Source organism: Vibrio sp. 14G-20 (assembly GCF_026241515.1).
In the GTDB taxonomy this organism is placed as follows: domain Bacteria; phylum Pseudomonadota; class Gammaproteobacteria; order Enterobacterales; family Vibrionaceae; genus Vibrio.
On record NZ_JAPHPW010000002.1, the window covers coordinates 68,253 to 85,464 of the forward strand.

Here is a 17,212-nt window from a genome sequence, read left to right on the forward strand (position 1 = left end):
TATTATTATGCCACCAAGTGATTAACGCTTGGTTTCATTAGAGTGTAGATAACAGTTTCTTCTTTACCAATAAATAAAATGCAATTTCGTATGTTTACGTCACAAAAAGATCTACAAATATTTAACTATTTTGCATCTCATCAAGTGTGTTGGTTTTTCATTTAAAACATTAAGATGGCTGGTTTATAAAGCATGTGTTATGCATTACTTCATCTAGATAAATTCTGTGAATTTATAGGTGTGGGTTAGATCTATAATTGAGAGGGGAAATGATGAGAAAAATGGTAAGAGTCGAGGTTCAATGTCTCAAGTTATCTCAACTCTTTATCCGATTTAGGTGGTATTTATGGCAGATTAAGCCTTAAGCTTAAACCTAGAAACTATCTAGCAACTAAAAGCTCAGTGAACTTATTAATAAGTGCTCAGTACTTCATCAATTTGCTGGTTGATGATCTTCACTTCGTTATAGATAACGGAAAGGTCCTCATCTTGAGGCGCAAGTTTGTTGAGCGTGTTTTGCTCCACTCTTTCTAAGGCCACTGTAGCCGTTTCTTCGCCGAAACTGGCTAATATGCCTTTCAAGGTATGCACAGTAAAATGAAGCTTGCCCCAATCTTGCTGTTTTACCAAATTTTGTATCTCTTCTAATGAGTTGCCATGGTCTTCTTGATACACAGACAACACTGCGAAAATTACTTCTTTGTCGTTGTCTAAGTAGGCGTTTAAAGCATCAAAGTCTAGCATGTGGACTCCTGTCGGCTGAATGTTGAAAATGGGCTAGGCGGCTTAGTGGAAAAACCATACCGTGATGAATCACTAATCCATTGATTCCATTTTGGAGGAAGGTCTAATTGTAAGATTTCTTCTAAATAGTCGTCGCTAAGTTTCTCATCTATATGAGCTTTATGGACTGCATATATATAGTCAAGTTTGGCGGCAACTGAATATGGATAACTGTGAATGTAGTCCTTTAATTCTTGGATCGACCCAAAGTTTTCAATGTTTATACAAGTTGAAGGGTCGACATTTTTGGACTCAAGTTTGTGGCTTATTGCTTCTCCACGAGATTTTAGACATTCAACTGATAAATGATAAAGAGAGTACTCACCAAAGTGGACGAGCAGTGGTAATAGCTGAGCGAGCAAGTAAGTTGGTTGGCTGTGGAAATTGTTCGCTAACAGTGCCGAAGCTCTAATCACTTTTTTGTGGGCAACCTGAGGGCTATTTTCAATGAGCAATATGCTGCTCTGAAATAGGGCAAGGCTAGCCAGAACTTGCTGCTGTTGTTTTACCGGAAGTTTCAGGTTTACCAACTCTGTGAATTGGTTGGCGTGCTCAAGCAAAATACGTTTGTACTTTAGTTGTGTCTCACGTTGGTAAGTCGCTTTTAACGAATTAAAGTGCGCACCAATGGAATGGATGACATCAATGTCAGCAGCTGAAATGTGGGTTGCATACATCTCACCTAACTTTATGATCATATGTGTGTTATCTGCGTTCTCAGCTAAGTCGATCGCCCTGATTGCACGATGGCTGATACTCGGTGTCATCTCAAATGCACGAATCGCCAGTTTAAGAGCAGGTAGCAGCATCTTATGTTTTTCGTAGATACAGCTTAAGCAATCAATAACGCTCAACGAGAGTGGCTGCGCTATTAGAAAGTTGTGAAGCTTATCTATGGCTAAATTTGGCTTGCCTAAGCTGTCGAGAATCAGCGCTTCAGCCACCAATTTTGTTGGGTGCATGTTGGTTTTAGAGTTGTTAATGACGCTAGAGAGTAACTGCCATTTCTTACCTGCTATTAAATGCTCAATCAATGTCGCTTCGAACTGGACGCTAGTGCCATTGGGAGAGATCGCCAAAGCTTGAGCTAATCTCTCCTGACTAGTGATCGGATATAAGTCATTGAGTTGGGTGAGCTTCTTAGAAACGGACACAGCACTTTGGATCTTTTTACCCAACGTTTGAGTATGAATCGGTTTAGAAACGAAGTGGTGTGCTTCACCTGAAAGGGCGGTTAATACTGTTTCCTGACGCATATCTCCAGAGAGCAAGATTGTCGCCACAGTGTGGTCTATGAGGCGATTTCGATACAGAATACCCAACAGCTCAAAGCCAGTAAAAGACTGTTCTAAGTGGTAGTCAATGAGGAGTACATGAAAAGAGTGCGTCTCGACTGCTTTAATGGCTTGTCGATAGTCGGTTGCAATAAAAATACAGTCGCGCGCAACTCCCAAACTAGCCAGTTGCTGCTTAATAAGTATTGTTGCGCTTTTAGAGTCGTCGACAATCAAAATCCGTAAGTCTGTTGGTAAGGTCAAATCCATTTTCCTCAATACCAAATGTTATTCTTAATTTAGGTGTCAAGTTGCACATTGTCAAGGTGCCTATATCACATACAAACACTCAATAAACTATTGGTAATTAAAGAGTATTCGATAACATTTATGAAAGCCTTTAAACGCAGGTTGCTTTTACCTGATTTTTGTGGGGTTATACGTGTTTTAGAAATAAAAAAGAGGCAGCCGATAAGCTTACCTCTCGGTTTAATTGTTCGAGCTTTTATTCGAAATGTTGTTCTTTGCTTGAAGCTTTATTTACCGAAACTCTAGCTCTAATCGCGCATGTTCAAAATCAGAACCGCAGCTAACGCTAAGAACGCAGTCATCATTAAGAATACATCGTTGTAGGCCATAATTGCGGCGTCACGTTGCATGGTTCCTAGTAAGCTAGCCTGAGCTTGTTGCATTGCCGTTGCTGCATCACTTCCTGACTGAATAAAGAACGCTTGTTGATCTTTGAGTGTTTGCCAACCTAATTGACTCACTGAAGGCAGTGATTCTTTGATATGAGCCAAATGTTCACGGGTTTTGTTATCCAGTAGAGTCGCGATAATCGCGATGCTGAAAGCGCCACCTAAGTTTCGCATCACGTTGGTTAACGTTGATGCGTCTGGCGTGTCCATTTTGCTGATGTTCTTCATCGCAACCAAAGACAGCGGAACCATGATGAATGGACTACCAATAGCACGCAGAACCATAGATAAAATCAGTTGTTGCCCGCCAAAGTCGATTGTCATGTGTGTATTTACGTAACAACTTAATCCGAACATCGCGAAGCCAAAGGTAACCAAGTACTTAGGCTTAATGATCTGTGTTAGCTTAGGCACAATTGGGAATATCAGAAGCTGTGGGAACCCCATCCACATCAGCACTTCACCAATTTCCATCGCATTATATTGCTGAATTTGAGTGAGGTACATCGGCAGAACATAGATAGAACCAAGCAATGCCATCCCTAGAATCAAATAGGCGATACAGGACATCGCAAACTGCCCATCCCGCAATAGCCGCAGGTTAACCAATGGCTTCTTGTGTTGAAGCTCGTTTATCACGAAGTAAACCAAACTTACCGCCGACACGATACTCAAGCCAACAATAAAGCTCGAACTGAACCACTCTTCACGGTTACCTTCTTCTAGTACCACTTCTAAACAACCTAGCCCTAATGCCATGGTGGCGATACCAAACCAGTCTGCTTTTTTAAGCGTGCCAAGGTCGAGTTTTTCATCGTTCAAGCCATAGCGGATCATGGTGATCACAAGCAAAGCCGGCGGGATATTAATGTAGAAAATATAGTGCCACGAGAAGTTCTCGGTTAACCAACCACCAAATGTTGGGCCGATCGATGGAGCAAAGGTCGCGGTTACACCAAACAGTGCCATACCCACAGCACGTTTGTTAACAGGCAATAACTGAATCACTAACGAGAAAGCAAGCGGGATTAAAGCGCCACCACTGAAGCCTTGCATCGCTCGGAATACGATCATCGAGGTCATGTTCCAAGAGAACGAACACAACAAAGATGAAATGGTGAAAATGGCCGTCGTCCACGTGATATAACGGCGTTTACCGAGCGCTTTAGAAAGCCAACCACTAAGCGGGATAGCGATCATTTCTGCGACTAGGTAAGACGTAGAGATCCACGAGCTTTCATCTAAGGTGGCAGACAGCGCACCTTGAATGTCTTTGAGAGACGAGTTGGTGATCTGAATATCCAAGATCGCCATAAATGCGCCGATCAAGCCGCCAAATAGGGCAATCCAGTGGCGTCTTGAAACCTCTCCATCTTCATTAGTTTGGGTGACAACACCAGTGTTACTCATGGTCTAGCCTCGTTTATCGATGGTCGCTACCACAGACAAACCAGGAAGCAGTCGACCTTTCAACTCTTGCTGATCTGGAATCGTAATTTTCACAGGGACACGTTGAACGATTTTAGTGAAATTACCTGTCGCGTTTTCTGGTGGCAAGAGCGCAAATTTGGCGCCAGTCGCAGGGGAGAAACTGTCTACCACGCCTTCAAGTGGTTGCCCCGGGAATGCATCCAGTTCCACTTCAACCGTCTGACCTTTGTGAATGCCGCTTAGCTGTGTTTCTTTAAAGTTGGCTTCAATCCACACTTGGTTGTTTGGTACCAAACTCATAAGTGGTGCGCCTGCTTGAATCAATAAGCCTTCACGCACACTGCGTTTACCAATTACGCCATCTACTGGCGCGTAAACCTTGGTGTAATCAAGGTTAAGTTGGGCTTGATCTTTTTGGGCTTGAGCTTCTGTCACGGATGCATTGGCTTGCTCTATCTCACTCGCAATTACAATTAACTGATCATTGGTCGCAACGAGATTAGCTTTTGCTTCTTCTAAATCAGCAAGGGTCACTTTTTGTTGTGCCACCATGCTGTCGACTTCATCTTGAGAGGCGTAATTGCGTTTTAATAGGCTACGAGAACGAACCACTTGTTGAGTCGCACGTTCGTATTCAGCTTGTGCAGAATCGACGCGGCTCTCTGCTTGATTAATCTTGCTACGTTGTAACGTCTGTTGTGCTACAAGGTTTTTAACGTCTGATTGAACGACAGATAAATGGGCATTGGCCTGAGCAAGAGCCGATTGGTAATCACGGTCATCAATTTGCACCAACAAATCACCAGCTTTTACCGAATGGTTGTCACTCACGTAAGACTTCACAATATAGCCTGAGACTTTAGGGCTAATGTTAGTAATGTCGCCTTGAAGGTAGGCATTATCGGTTGATTCAAAGTACTGACCATAGGCGTACCAATATCCCGCGCCTGCTAAACCCAATGACAGCATGATCGCAGTGGCAATAAGCGGAGCTTTTTTACGTTTTTTTGTGCTTACTGATTGCGAAGCGTTGTTGTTCTCTGCCATTTCATTTTTCTCATTTTGTTTTCGTTTAGATGTAACGAATTGTAAATGAATGCCATTAATTGATAAGATAGGAAAAAAAAGAAACACTGTTGCAAAAATCTTACTAATAGTGAGCTTGGGGGAGGTAGGATGGACTTAAATGCAGTTACGGTTTTTACACAAGTGGTTGATTGTGGCAGTTTTACGCATGCTGCTGAAGCGCTCAACATGACTAAGTCGACTGTAAGTCGAAAATTGGCAGAGTTAGAACAGCATTTAGGTGTGAGATTGATCACTCGTTCGACACGAAGTTTAGTGTTAACACCTGAGGGCGAGCGTTTTTACCAATCGAGCTTGCAGATGCATGAGATCATGAATCAAGCCGAACTTGAGGTTTCTGCCAATCAAGACTTGATCAGAGGCCCTCTCAATGTGGTACTTCCTGTCGAGCTTGGGCATCAAGTGTTAGCGCAATACATTCATAGTTTCTTGAAAGAACACCCAAATGTGACTTTGAATTTGGAATTGACCAATAGAGAAGTCGACATCATTGCGGAGGGTATTGATCTATACGCGCAAATTGGTGAGCTGGTGGATTCAAGCTTGGTTTCTCGATATCTCACAACATCCAAACGTGCGCTGGTAGCGAGTCCCGAATATTTAGAGCAATTTGGTGATATCAAAACTCCTGCAGATCTAAAACCACCATTTAGGTTGATTGAAGTCGTGAACAAAGCAGCACGCTTGCCTAAATGGCATTTGCAGTTGGAGGATGGAGAATCGATTTTGATAGAGTTGCCGTGTCAGTTGAGGGTAAACACGATTACAGCCTGCCTTACTGCTTGTGTTGATGGGTTAGGGATAGCCGTTTTACCGGAGTTCATCTGTCGAGACCACTTTCAGACAGGGAAGTTATTACGACTATTGCCTGAGTATGACATGCCTGAGGTGTCCGTGAGTTTGGTATATGCAGACAGGCAGTTGATGCCAAAGCGCAAGAAAGTTTTTATCGATTACCTATTAACCGCCTTTCAAAATAGAGTTAATGAAAGAACTGAATAAAGGCATATTATATTGGAAGCAACAAAAGTAATCGGCTGCTTAACTGCTTAACTGCTTAACTCTAGCTATCCTGCTGTTCGGGTTAACCCATTAACAATGCTCAACAGCACTCACAGAAAAACGGACTTTCTAACAAGTCCGTTGTTCTGTTTTTGATGACTCAATGTGGTTGTAAGCTAAATTTTAAATTAGCTCTTTTTCTCTGTGTACTCTAGCTTGTAGAAGTGAGCTTCACTTTGTCCATTTGTAAATTGGTTATATACGCCAGCTTTGAAGTAGCTTAATAGGTGGCGCCAGTAATCAATATCTTGCTCAACTTTACGTTCACCGTCTACGTCAACAATGAGTTTTTTATCACCCACGATTAGGTCAAATGCTGTTGGTTTGCCTTCTGGCGCTTTGCCTAAATCGAACTGAGAATATGCTACGTCTGATTTGCACATTTCCTTATCTTTGTTTTTCTTACCGAACGATCCTTTACAAATTACTGCGTTGTTCTTAACGATTGCCCAGAAATGCCCTTCAATACCATTATTGTCACGTTTCCATACAACGCGCAGCAAGGGGTGAGGGACATTGTGAGTACCGATGTTATCTAGGCCTTTGTTGTGAACCTGTAGAAAAGTAATCTCGTCTTGCTTAGAGTCTGAGTTCTTCATCGACTCTTCAGGGTTTATAATCTCAACTTCCGAACTCAATGTGTATGTTTCATTTGCTAAGTCTGTTCGAAAGTTTTCCTGAACGCGTAGCTCGTTACGCAGGTGGTCATTCTTCATAGTAAAGACTAGCGCCTCACTCTGTTTGTCGACATAGAAGTTGTTGTTCACTATGCCATCGTAGTTATTATCGAGCGCAAAATAGTCTTTGTTGCCTTTCTTTCCGTTAGGATCTGAAATTTGAAGTTCAGACACTGACAGAACATTTTGGTATTGAGAGTAATTAGAAGGTTCGCCTAAAGCTCCTTCTGGGTTCGAAAACTGAACATTAGCCGTTGCCGAAGAAGAAAAAGCAAGAAGTGCACAGCAAGCGAGTAGGGTTTTTTTCATCAAAAATATCTCTTTTGTATTATTATCATTCAATATAGGCATTGATATCACTTTTGAGATTTATGTGAAAACATCTGTGTTTGAAATTGTGGTCGACACCCAATTTTCTTGTACAAAAATAGAGAGAATTAGGTGTCGATTGGGATTGGTACCTGAATGTCAAAAGGTGTGGATTTTTGCTCGTTAACAACACTACCTGCCAACCCGTAATAGTGAATAAGGTTACGCTTTAAAACGGCACGATCAAACTAATTAAGCTCTAATTTCCACTCTACGACTTTTCCATTGCTTAACACGGCTTTTATAGCGGTAGGCGCGATTTCAAGACCACCCAGGTGAAAGGCTTGCTCTGAAAAGTTCGCGATGATCTTGCTTCCATCATTAAAGAGAGTCTGTTGAACATCGCCGGTCTGATCCAACCATACAAAATCGACTAACTGTTTATCCCATAACTGGTTGTGAATCGGTTCAAACCCGTTTTGGTAGTGTTTTAGTGCCGCTAACCTAGGGCTAGAACTTGTTAAGGCTTCGTCTCTGGTTAAGTGAACCATCGGCGGAGTGTTGTACAGCATCGCGGTTAAGTCACGTTCTGCTTGTACATTAGTGAACTTAAGACTGTCTGAATGCCAATGGTGTGTATTGATCACTTCATCATGGAATACGGCTTGGTAAAGCGGGATTCTGTATTTAGGTGAAAACAGCAGCGATTTGTAAGGCTCTTTGACCTGCGCGGGTTTAAAGAAAAAATCGGGCTTGTGGTCTGGATACCAACGACCTAAATAGTAAGGTGATTGACGATTTTCTTTCATGTCTTTATCTGTCCAACCAAAGCCTACCGTTTCTAAGCCGTGTGCAAATGCGATCCCCTTTGTCGTTAAACTATTACCATCTTCAGAACCTAAAACCAATGACGGCTGTTCAGACAACCACTGCATTCGGTTGTTGAACGCCAACAGCATGTCGGACTCATTCGTATTGCTGTTACTAATGGTGTCGATATTGCCACTGTAATCCTCTCTGACCATTGCCGTCGCATCAACATCTAAGAACAAGCTGTTGAAGTTGCCGAATCTCATAATGTCTTGGGCGCGCTGCTTTACGTATTCTAAATGGCAGTTAGGATTTAGATAGAATCCGTTATCTCGAAACCCTCTTTTTAGGCTGCCATCTGCCAATTCAATGGCACAACTTTTACGCATCGGCTCTGGTAGTTGAGCGGTTAGCCAATTGTCGTTTAGCTTTGCAGGAATAGCTGTGTTGTAGGAATCGTAAGTACCGACCATATATCCGGACTGTTTTGCCAGAGTAACAGCGTTTCGTTGATAGAATGCTGGCGTCCAATTGTCGAATCCAAGCCACAATTTGTTTAAACCTGCCTTATTTAGATTAGCGACCATGTCTGAAGACAACGCTTGTCCCCAAGTGTCTGGCGAGTTTAGGTAAGGGGAAGCATGCTCTAGCAACCAGTTCTTCTTGTTCTGTGCTGCCTTGTATTGCGCTTTAATCGTGTTGTTTTCGAGTGTCGGCTTCCCAACAGGAAATAAGACCTGCAATGATTGGCTAATAGAGTCTAGCAGCACTTGTTTGTGGTACTGAATGAACCAATCTTTACCCTTGGAGAGTGACGACAGCTCTCTTTTCGCTTCCGCAGAAATGCTGAGTTTAGAGCCCTCTAAATACCATGTTTTCAATCCCCACCAGTCACTCACATCTTGGATGCTTAATGGGTCTTTACCAAACAGGTAAACGTGGCTTGCGCCGATCAGCTTACTCACCTCTGGATTACGCTTTTGTTTAGCAACCAGTGTTTCAGAAAGGTCATTTTCGATGCGCCAATCGCGGTAGCGTTTCGCTCCATCTAACCACGAGTATCCAAGGGTGATACGAACAATAAAAGGCTGTGATTGGTTGAGCATCGTAAATTGGTGCGATGCCTTCATGTCAATTTTGGTCTTTGAATTAGATGTGCTATCAGAGGATGCATCTGAAAAAAGCAGTTGATTGTTGGTCGTATTAACCATCTGATAGCTAATGAAATGATTGTTCTGTTGCACCGTCCAAAAAGGCATCTTTAAGTCTTGAGTGGTGTTGCTCCCAGAATAATTACCGACGAGATAGCTTGCCCAAAGCTTGTTATTTGTAGGTACGCGCATGCCTTCACTAAACGGAAGAAATAACGTCTGAGTTTGTTGTTCTGCAAGATCAAACCACGCTAACTCAATGGGTTCGTTTCGCTTCACTTGTATATTCGAAGGCAAGCTGAACTGAAAAGTGAGCTGGTCTTGATTAAGCTCGGCCTCAATGTTTATCCCGCTGGGTACTAAGGTCCAAGTGGCGATTTTTACTGAGTCAGCTTTATCGGAAAAGCCAATGACCAGATTAGTCGCTTTCTGTGGTTTGCTATCAACGGTGAGAGTACCGCTGTTAACGCTTAAGTTATTCCAATCTATCTCTAGAGTATTCGATGATATAGAGACGTTATTGCTGGTAGTGGCGTTAGCGTTGTCGCGAATACTGCTACCGCTAACGCTGCTATTATTGGTTAGCGTTATTTGGCTCGCTTGTGAGTTGGATGAAAACAGACAAGAGGTTGTTAAAGCCACAATGGCACAAGTAGAAAGATTGAATGGGTGACGTACGCTGAGCATATTTAGATTCCGCAAAGGATAAGTACGGTTATTACACCCAAGTAACGCTAGTGCTTTGTCACCTATATGTCTCTATTTTCTGTTTGGATTTAGTAGCATGCCATTAGAAAGGCACGGCGACGCGTTGCACATATTGGACTTCAATAGCGCCTTGGTATTCAAACATTTCAACCGACGCACTTAAGTGCTTAGCTTTGGTTCCAAGTGGGCTTTCTGTGGGAACGGGTGCTTGCGCTGTTTTGATTGGTACTTTGTAACCCAGCAGGTTGTAGTTTTCATCAAACCATTGCCAACTCACATTAGCGTCAGGGCAGTTGTCGATCATCTTTGGAGGCGAGAGCACAATATGTGGTTCGCTGAGTTTACTCTCGAGCGTCAGCCATCGATTGCTGTCATTTAAAGCGACAATAATAGGGTAGTGGTTTGAGCCTATCTTTAGTTGGTAAACACCAGATTCGGGTTTGATGAACATTTCATTGGTTTCGATCTCTTGATACTCATTATTGGAAGCGAGTTGTCCATCAAGAAGGACTTTGCCTTTAGGCGATACCAAAGAAAGAGTTTGGGTTTCTAAGTCTTTGTTGAGTTGCTCGGCAGAGACTTTGATTTGATAACCGTGCGATGACAAGCCATAGCGTCGAATGAAGCTAACTTGAATGTGGTGTTTCGGCTCAGCACTTTGTTTTAGTGAGGTTCCACATTGAGTTTGGCTCAATATCTCTTGTTTGACAGGTAGCCAAAGATCACTATCGAGTGTTTGGTGATCGAGTGCGATTTGCAGCTCTTGCCACGCGACTTGAGGGTGACCATCAAGCAGCGATTGATAGGTGTGCTGCAATGGCGTATCAGTAAACCAAGCCGCATGACTTGCGAACGGCAAGGAGCAGAGCAGTGTGGTTAACGAAGTAACTTTCATTATGACTCCCCAGCCAAGCGGTAACCAACGCCGCGATGTGTTTCGATATTCAATGTTGGCAGCTTCTGGCGTAAGCGCAGTATGTGATTATCAATAGTTCGAGTACTCGGGAAAGCCTGATAACCCCAAATTTTATTGAGTAACTCATCTCGGTGAAACACTCGGCTTTGGTTCTGAACAAACAGTACCAATAGCTGAAACTCCTTAGGTTTCAACGTGACTGGGCTTTCATCCAGATAAGCGATCCGTTCCGACAAGTTGATTTGGATATTTGCGTAATTTAAGAGGCTCACACCTAACGGACGAAGTTGGGTAATGACTCGAGCAAGTAATTCATCGTTAGAAAATGGCTTAGTCACGTAATCTTTGGCACCCGCTATTAAACCTTCAACACGTTGTTGAACTTCTACTTTAGCGGTCAGCACAATTACAGGAAGCGCTTTGAGGAGCAACCAGTTTGGAAGGTGTTGCAAGCTGTCGCCATCTTCAAGCTGTCGATCCAATATCACAAGATCGGCTCGAAACCATTGCTTACTGGCACTCTCTGAATCCTTCGCCCAGAGGCATTGGTAACCATTGGATTCAAAGAAGCTGACGAGGCCTTGTCCAAGAAGTTGGTCGTCTTCAATCAGCAGTAGGGTGTTCATAAGTAATTTCCAAAATACATCGGGTTGGGTTACGAAGAATAATGAGTCGGCCATTCGCTTGTTTTATCAAGTGCTCGACAATTGTCAGGCCAATGCCCATGTTATCTTGTTTGTGTGCAGTGCTTGGCGTTACTCGAGACAAAAGGCGTTGGATTAAAGAAGGGAAGAGTCCCTCGTCTTGCACCTCAATCGTCAGCTTGTCTCCGAGTTCGACCTTTACTAAAATCTCACCTTTACCGTGTTGTTTGGCATTCTTGATCAGATTGTCCAAACAGATGGTTAGCCAGTAATAGGGAAGGTTCAGTTCAACTTCACGCGCTTCACATTGATAAGAAATATTGTGCTTTTCACATACATGATCGAGCCATTCTTCTAATGATGCGTTTTGCTTCAACAAAGGTTCTGACTGATCTGAACTTAGGTACACTTTGCTGTTTTCGGTGAGCTGAGAAAGCCTTTGATAGTCAGATATTAAACGCCAAACCGCACTTTGAGTGTCATCAGAAAAGTCGTCGTACCGATTTCTAAACATCTCGACGGTTAAGCCTAGGCTAGTAATGGGCGTGCGCAGTTCATGAGTAAGAAGCTGTAAAACGAACTGCCTCTCTTTTCGTTGTTTTGTTCTTAGGTACAAGGCTCTAGCGAGGCCGGAAAGCAACGTTAACAGTAATGAAAATATCAAGGTTTTCATGATCAGGTTGTCATTGCTAGGCTCGCTTAAGCACACGTTGCTGTAACGAAAAGTACAGGTTTCACCCGTCAAAGAAACCTCTTGCTGCTCTGCGATAGGTTGCCAAACTTCCGATGGAATCGCTTTCCAGCCTTGTTCGCCACTTAACCAAAGCACATCATCTTGTTGCCAAGCGCGGTACCCATTAAGCAGTGCTTCTCTGCCTTGAGCGGTTAGCGTTTCTAGCTTGGTATATAAAGGGTGCTGAGGGTTGGTAAGACTCAAAAATGGGCGTATTTGCTCGCTTACGTCAGGGTAAGCTGCCAAATAACGATCAGCAAAGCTACCACCGGCAGGGTGTCGTTTGGAATGTGCTGCAAACCAAATGGAATCCAATGTTTGTTGCTGACACAGAGCGACTTCAAACTCGATGGCGTCATGTAATGAAGGGTTATAGCTTTCAATCGTTCGGCAATGATCTTGTATTGACGCTAAAGCGGCGATGTCGCCCCAACTGAATTGGTTGAAATCGGGATAACGGCTCCGTTCATGAAGCAGAACTTTTGGATACTGAGATAACTCTTGTTGAGATACTAGGATTGGGGATGATTGCCAGCTCAGTTGATACAGGGTTTGCCACTTGTCTTGCAAACTTTGGGCATTGGCTAGAGTTGGGAGCCAAAAGGTCAAGCAAAGGGCTAAGGTAAACCTGAGCATCCAATCATTCTCGTTAAAAGTCGTGGGGCGAGTCTAAAGAGTTTTGGACATGATTTGTAACCTGAATGTCAACAAGTGTTCCTTTAACAACAAATTGTCGAGTGGGTCATGTTTTAAAATAATAAATTGAAAATACAGTAAGTATCATTCGAGAGTATTAAACTAGATAATTGTGTACTTATTGTCATTATTGAGCTGGTGGCGGGGATTATACTGGGCTCATACCTAATAAGAGGAACCATCATGAAACTCATCATCAAATCCGTATTGGCAATCAGTATTTTGGCTGCAGGCTCTGCTCAGGCGTTCGAATTAATCAGCAACGATATTCAAGAAGGTCACCCAATGGCGAAGACGTTTGAATACTCAAGCTGGGGTTGTGACGGCGATAACCTATCACCACAATTGATGTGGAACGATGCGCCAGCAGGAACCAAAAGCTTTGCAATCACGGCTTATGATCCAGATGCTCCGACTGAAAGTGGTTTTTGGCACTGGGTCGCGTTTGATATTCCAGCAACAGTGAGCGAGCTACCTCGTGGTGTCGATATCTCTAAAGTGGGTGGCAAAGAAGGTCGCATTGATTACGGTACAGTTGGCTACGGTGGCGCTTGTCCTCCAGAAAAAGATGGTATGCACCGCTATCAATTCACGGTTTGGGCATTGCCAACGGATAAGCTCAACCTCGACGAAAACACGCCGTCGGCTGTGGTTGGATTTACGTTGAACAGCATGGCTTTAGACAAAGCGAAACTGACTGCAACTTATACACGTTGATAATAAGTAAACAAGGGGGATGAGATGAATCATCAATATCAAGTGACGATCTTTCGCGCAGAGCAGTTACAAAAGCTTCGTAATGTGAGGATTCTATCTCCTAGTATCATTCAGATCATTACAGGCAGTAAGCGCCTGTTTTGGAAAGATTCAGCGGCAGAACTCTCACATTCTGAGCTGTTGTTGTGTGAGGCATCATCGTCATTAAGCTTTGAGAACATGCCCCACAAAGGACGTTTCTTATCGCGAGTATTTAGCTTTCAATTCCAACCTTCTCAAGGGATGCTTGATTTAAGTGAGGAACGTTCTAATGATCAGGGGTTGCCTACAGTACAAGCGGATCGTAGCTTACAAGACTCACTCAATGCCCTGTTTTCCTTTGATAGACAGAGCATAAGTAAAGAGACCCAGCAGTTTTGGTTACAGGGCTTATATCAGCAATTAGCCGAAAAAGGGGTGTTGCATCGATTGTTTGCCAGTGCCAACGTCTCGTTTAGCCAAAAGCTCAGCCATTACCTTTCACATTCACCTGATGAGAAGCATCCGCTAGAGTCGGTAGCGGAACGCTTTGCGATGAGCCGCGCCACGCTTATCCGTAAATTGAAACTTGAAGGCATGCAATATCGTGAGGTACTGGCAGAAGTTCGGTTGAGTCATGCGCTTTATCTGATGCAAAACGGACAGCAGAATGTTGCTGTGTTGGCTCAGTCTTGCGGTTACCAATCGGAAGGGCGCTTTAGTCAGCGCTTTAAAGGCAAATTTGGTTTGTCGCCAAGTGAATACATCAAAACCGTCGTCAGCAATAGAATAGCGAACAAATAAAGTCGCGACGCCATAACCATTCTGTTTGTCCTAAACGTTCACTTTTTTGTCTCTGGCTGCCAATGCCGCAAAAGTCGTGCACGCAAATGCAACAGATGCGATCAGCAGAATGGGAACGCTCCAAGAATCGGTTTGAGCATGAAGTTTACCCACCAGCGTTGGACCTGTAGCCGCTAAAGCATAACCAATTCCTTGAGTCATACCCGACAGCGATGCCGCTTGGCTGCTATTCGATGTTCTCAGGCCAACAAAAGAGAGCGCGATAATAAACGTAGAGCAGTTGGCTAATCCAAAGAGTCCCACCCAAAATATCGCAAACTCAGGAAAATATAGCAGCCCAATCAATCCAATAAATACATTAGAAGTACAAAGCGTAATGAGCCATTGTTGGTTATAGCTTTTACCTAAGAACGGCAGTAACAGCAATCCCGGAACCATAGTTGAAAATTGTAGAAATCCGTAGATGTAACCCGCATCGATTTCGCTGTAGCCAAGGTCGCTCAAGATCTGTGGAAGCCAGCCTGCCAAAGAATAGAAGGTAAATGAGTTAAGCCCAAGAGCTAGTGTCACTTGCCATGCAACGCCACTCTTGATCATCTTCTTCATCGGAATAGGCTTTTCTTGATGCTTGTTATTGGTTGCTGAAGAAGAACGCTTTCTGATCTTAGGCAACCAAATCATCAAAGCTAATATTGGGAATATTAGGTTCATTAACAGTGCTAATTGCCAACCCGTAATCGTGAATAAGGTTAGATTTGAAAACGGCACCATCAAACTTGAGCCTAACGTCGAACCGATGCCCATCGTAAAGATGTACAAAGAAGTGACTGTCGCAATACGAGTAGGGAAGCTAATTTTCACTACAACAGGCAACAACACGTTACCAATCGCGATACCAAGTCCAATCATCACTGTGCCGATGTATAAAGTCGGAATTGCTCCAAAAGAGCGCAGTGTAATACCCGTAGTGATCAAAACTAAGCCTAAGAGCAAGCTTGGTTCTAGACCAATTCGTTCAGATATCTTGGTGACTAATGGTGAAAATAAGGCAAAAGTTAACAGTGGCAAAGCTGTTAAGAAGCCAGCAGCCGACGACGTAAGGTTGAGGCCTTCCATAACCTGAGAAAGCACAGGAGCCAAGCTCGTAAAAGGCCCACGAAGGTTAAGTGCTAGGAATAGAATCCCTAACATGACGAAAATGCTATTACGAAGAGAGGCGCTCATAGGTTGTTCTACAGTTTGCTTATGAGAAGACAGGCTAGCCTACAGGTCATTGAATGATTACACAAATACCGTTTAAATAGGTTTACTAATGACTGAACCAGCGTCGCGCACGCTTTACCAAAGAAGGTAATCCATGACTGTATTGAATATCGATAAACTCATCTCAGATTTCCCATTACTTCAACAATTGATTGCATTGGAAGAGGTGGTTTGGTTTAACCCAAATGTGACGACTTTGGAGCGCGGTTTACCTTATGTGGGATTAGGCGAACAAGATATTCATGATGCGAGTTTGAGGTTACAAAGGTTTGCCCCTTATCTAGCCAAGGCGTTTCCTGAAACTCAAGCGACCAATGGCGTCATCGAGTCTGAACTTATCGATATTCCTTCGATGAAATTAGCATTAGAAGCCTATTATCAGCAGCCAATAAAAGGGCGTTTGATGATGAAGAAAGACAGCCATTTACCGATTTCAGGTTCAATCAAAGCGCGCGGTGGTATCTATGAAGTACTAACGCATGCCGAAAAGCTTGCGATTGAAGCGGGGTTACTGTGTGAGAGCGATGACTACAGCAAGTTGCTCGAACCTGAGTTTCGTGACTTCTTCCAACAATACAGCATTGCGGTCGGTTCAACGGGTAATCTAGGCATGTCGATCGGTATCATGAGTGCAAAATTGGGCTTTACTGTCTCTGTTCATATGTCGGCAGACGCGAGAGCTTGGAAGAAAAGCAAACTCCGTGAGCATGGCGTCAACGTTGTTGAATATGAAGAAGATTATGGCGTTGCAGTCGAACAAGGTCGCAAAGAGGCAGAACAAGATCCGCGATGTTTTTTCATTGATGATGAAAACTCTCAAACCCTGTTCCTTGGTTACTCTGTCGCGGGAGAAAGGCTTAAGCAGCAATTCGAGCTACAGGAGATTGTGGTTAATGAACAGCATCCTTTGTTTGTTTACTTGCCATGTGGCGTAGGTGGCGGCCCCGGTGGTGTTGCATTTGGATTGAAGATGGCTTTTGGTGATTACGTGCACTGTATTTTTGCTGAACCGACTCATTCACCTTGCATGTTGCTCGGTGTTCATACGGGTTTGCATGATGAGATTGCGGTGCAAGATATTGGTATCGACAACTTAACAGCCGCAGACGGTTTAGCAGTGGGGCGAGCATCTGGATTTGTCGGTCGCAAGATGGAGCGTTTGCTTGATGGTTATTACACATTAACCGACGAACGCATGTATCAGTTGCTAAGTGAATTGAATCAAGCCGAAGGTATTAAGTTAGAGCCTTCTGCGCTAGCAGGTATGACGGGCGCAGTTCATGTCGAACACAATAGTGAGTATCTGGAAAGGTTAGACATCGATGATTCTACGTTAGCCAATGCAACACATCTTGTTTGGGCGACTGGTGGAGGCATGGTACCTGAGCAAGAAATGGCGGCGTATTTAGCTAAGTCTTCGGTCTAAATCAGA

General features: G+C 43.5%; 14 protein-coding genes. 4 read left to right on the plus strand and 10 right to left on the minus strand.

Features of this window, described 5'->3' with window-relative positions; genetic code table 11:
* Positions 1–411 precede the first annotated feature (411 nt).
* The 4 genes from OQJ75_RS01915 to OQJ75_RS01930 form a co-directional block, all read right to left on the minus strand.
* Positions 412–744, minus strand: coding sequence for an Hpt domain-containing protein (locus tag OQJ75_RS01915; RefSeq protein ID WP_265970781.1), 333 nt, complete (start codon positions 742–744; stop codon positions 412–414).
* Positions 738–2,327: a response regulator gene (locus tag OQJ75_RS01920; RefSeq protein WP_265970780.1), complete on the minus strand. Its 1,590-nt coding sequence runs from the start codon at positions 2,325–2,327 to the stop codon at positions 738–740. Before OQJ75_RS01920 ends, OQJ75_RS01915 begins: the two co-directional genes overlap by 7 nt.
* Positions 2,328–2,614: 287 nt before the next feature.
* On the minus strand, positions 2,615–4,165 hold the full coding sequence (locus OQJ75_RS01925; protein WP_265970779.1) for a DHA2 family efflux MFS transporter permease subunit: 1,551 nt from the start codon (positions 4,163–4,165) through the stop codon (positions 2,615–2,617).
* Between the two features lie 3 nt (positions 4,166–4,168).
* Positions 4,169–5,233, minus strand: coding sequence for an HlyD family secretion protein (locus OQJ75_RS01930; RefSeq protein ID WP_265970778.1), 1,065 nt, complete (start codon positions 5,231–5,233; stop codon positions 4,169–4,171).
* Between the two features lie 129 nt (positions 5,234–5,362).
* On the opposite strand from OQJ75_RS01930, the gene OQJ75_RS01935 reads away from it, so the two are divergent.
* Entirely contained in the window at positions 5,363–6,274 is a 912-nt protein-coding gene (locus tag OQJ75_RS01935; RefSeq protein ID WP_248376231.1) for a LysR family transcriptional regulator, read from the plus strand.
* 188 nt (positions 6,275–6,462) lie between these two features.
* Here OQJ75_RS01935 and OQJ75_RS01940 read toward each other — a convergent pair whose 3' ends face one another.
* The 5 genes from OQJ75_RS01940 to OQJ75_RS01960 all read right to left on the minus strand — a co-directional run bounded on the left by OQJ75_RS01940 (position 6,463) and on the right by OQJ75_RS01960 (position 12,918).
* Positions 6,463–7,320, minus strand: a complete 858-nt coding sequence (locus OQJ75_RS01940; RefSeq protein ID WP_265970777.1) for a polysaccharide lyase family 7 protein — start codon at positions 7,318–7,320, stop codon at positions 6,463–6,465.
* A 248-nt stretch (positions 7,321–7,568) separates the two neighbouring features.
* The gene (locus tag OQJ75_RS01945) at positions 7,569–9,968 is read right to left on the minus strand and encodes a glycoside hydrolase (RefSeq protein ID WP_265970776.1); all 2,400 of its coding nucleotides are present in this window, start codon (positions 9,966–9,968) and stop codon (positions 7,569–7,571) included.
* 103 nt (positions 9,969–10,071) lie between these two features.
* Entirely contained in the window at positions 10,072–10,884 is an 813-nt protein-coding gene (locus tag OQJ75_RS01950; RefSeq protein ID WP_265970775.1) for a DUF2861 family protein, read from the minus strand.
* Positions 10,884–11,531, minus strand: a complete 648-nt coding sequence (locus OQJ75_RS01955) for a response regulator transcription factor (protein ID WP_265970774.1) — start codon at positions 11,529–11,531, stop codon at positions 10,884–10,886. The genes OQJ75_RS01950 and OQJ75_RS01955 overlap by 1 nt, the downstream gene beginning before the upstream one ends.
* Complete coding sequence (locus OQJ75_RS01960; RefSeq protein ID WP_265970773.1) at positions 11,509–12,918, minus strand: DUF3404 domain-containing protein; 1,410 nt, start codon at positions 12,916–12,918, stop codon at positions 11,509–11,511. Before OQJ75_RS01960 ends, OQJ75_RS01955 begins: the two co-directional genes overlap by 23 nt.
* Positions 12,919–13,161: 243 nt before the next feature.
* On the opposite strand from OQJ75_RS01960, the gene OQJ75_RS01965 reads away from it, so the two are divergent.
* A complete protein-coding gene (locus tag OQJ75_RS01965; RefSeq protein ID WP_260811657.1) occupies positions 13,162–13,695 on the plus strand; it encodes a YbhB/YbcL family Raf kinase inhibitor-like protein in 534 nt (177 codons plus the stop codon).
* 24 nt (positions 13,696–13,719) lie between these two features.
* Positions 13,720–14,517 (plus strand): helix-turn-helix transcriptional regulator, encoded by a 798-nt coding sequence (locus tag OQJ75_RS01970; RefSeq protein WP_265970772.1) that lies wholly within the window; start codon positions 13,720–13,722, stop codon positions 14,515–14,517.
* Between the two features lie 30 nt (positions 14,518–14,547).
* On the opposite strand, the gene OQJ75_RS01975 is transcribed toward OQJ75_RS01970, so the two are convergent.
* Positions 14,548–15,741, minus strand: a complete 1,194-nt coding sequence (locus OQJ75_RS01975; RefSeq protein ID WP_265970771.1) for an MFS transporter — start codon at positions 15,739–15,741, stop codon at positions 14,548–14,550.
* Positions 15,742–15,874: 133 nt separating this feature from the next.
* Between OQJ75_RS01975 and OQJ75_RS01980 the strand changes: the two genes are divergently transcribed.
* Positions 15,875–17,206: a D-serine ammonia-lyase gene (locus tag OQJ75_RS01980; RefSeq protein WP_265970770.1), complete on the plus strand. Its 1,332-nt coding sequence runs from the start codon at positions 15,875–15,877 to the stop codon at positions 17,204–17,206.
* Positions 17,207–17,212: the final 6 nt, after the last annotated feature.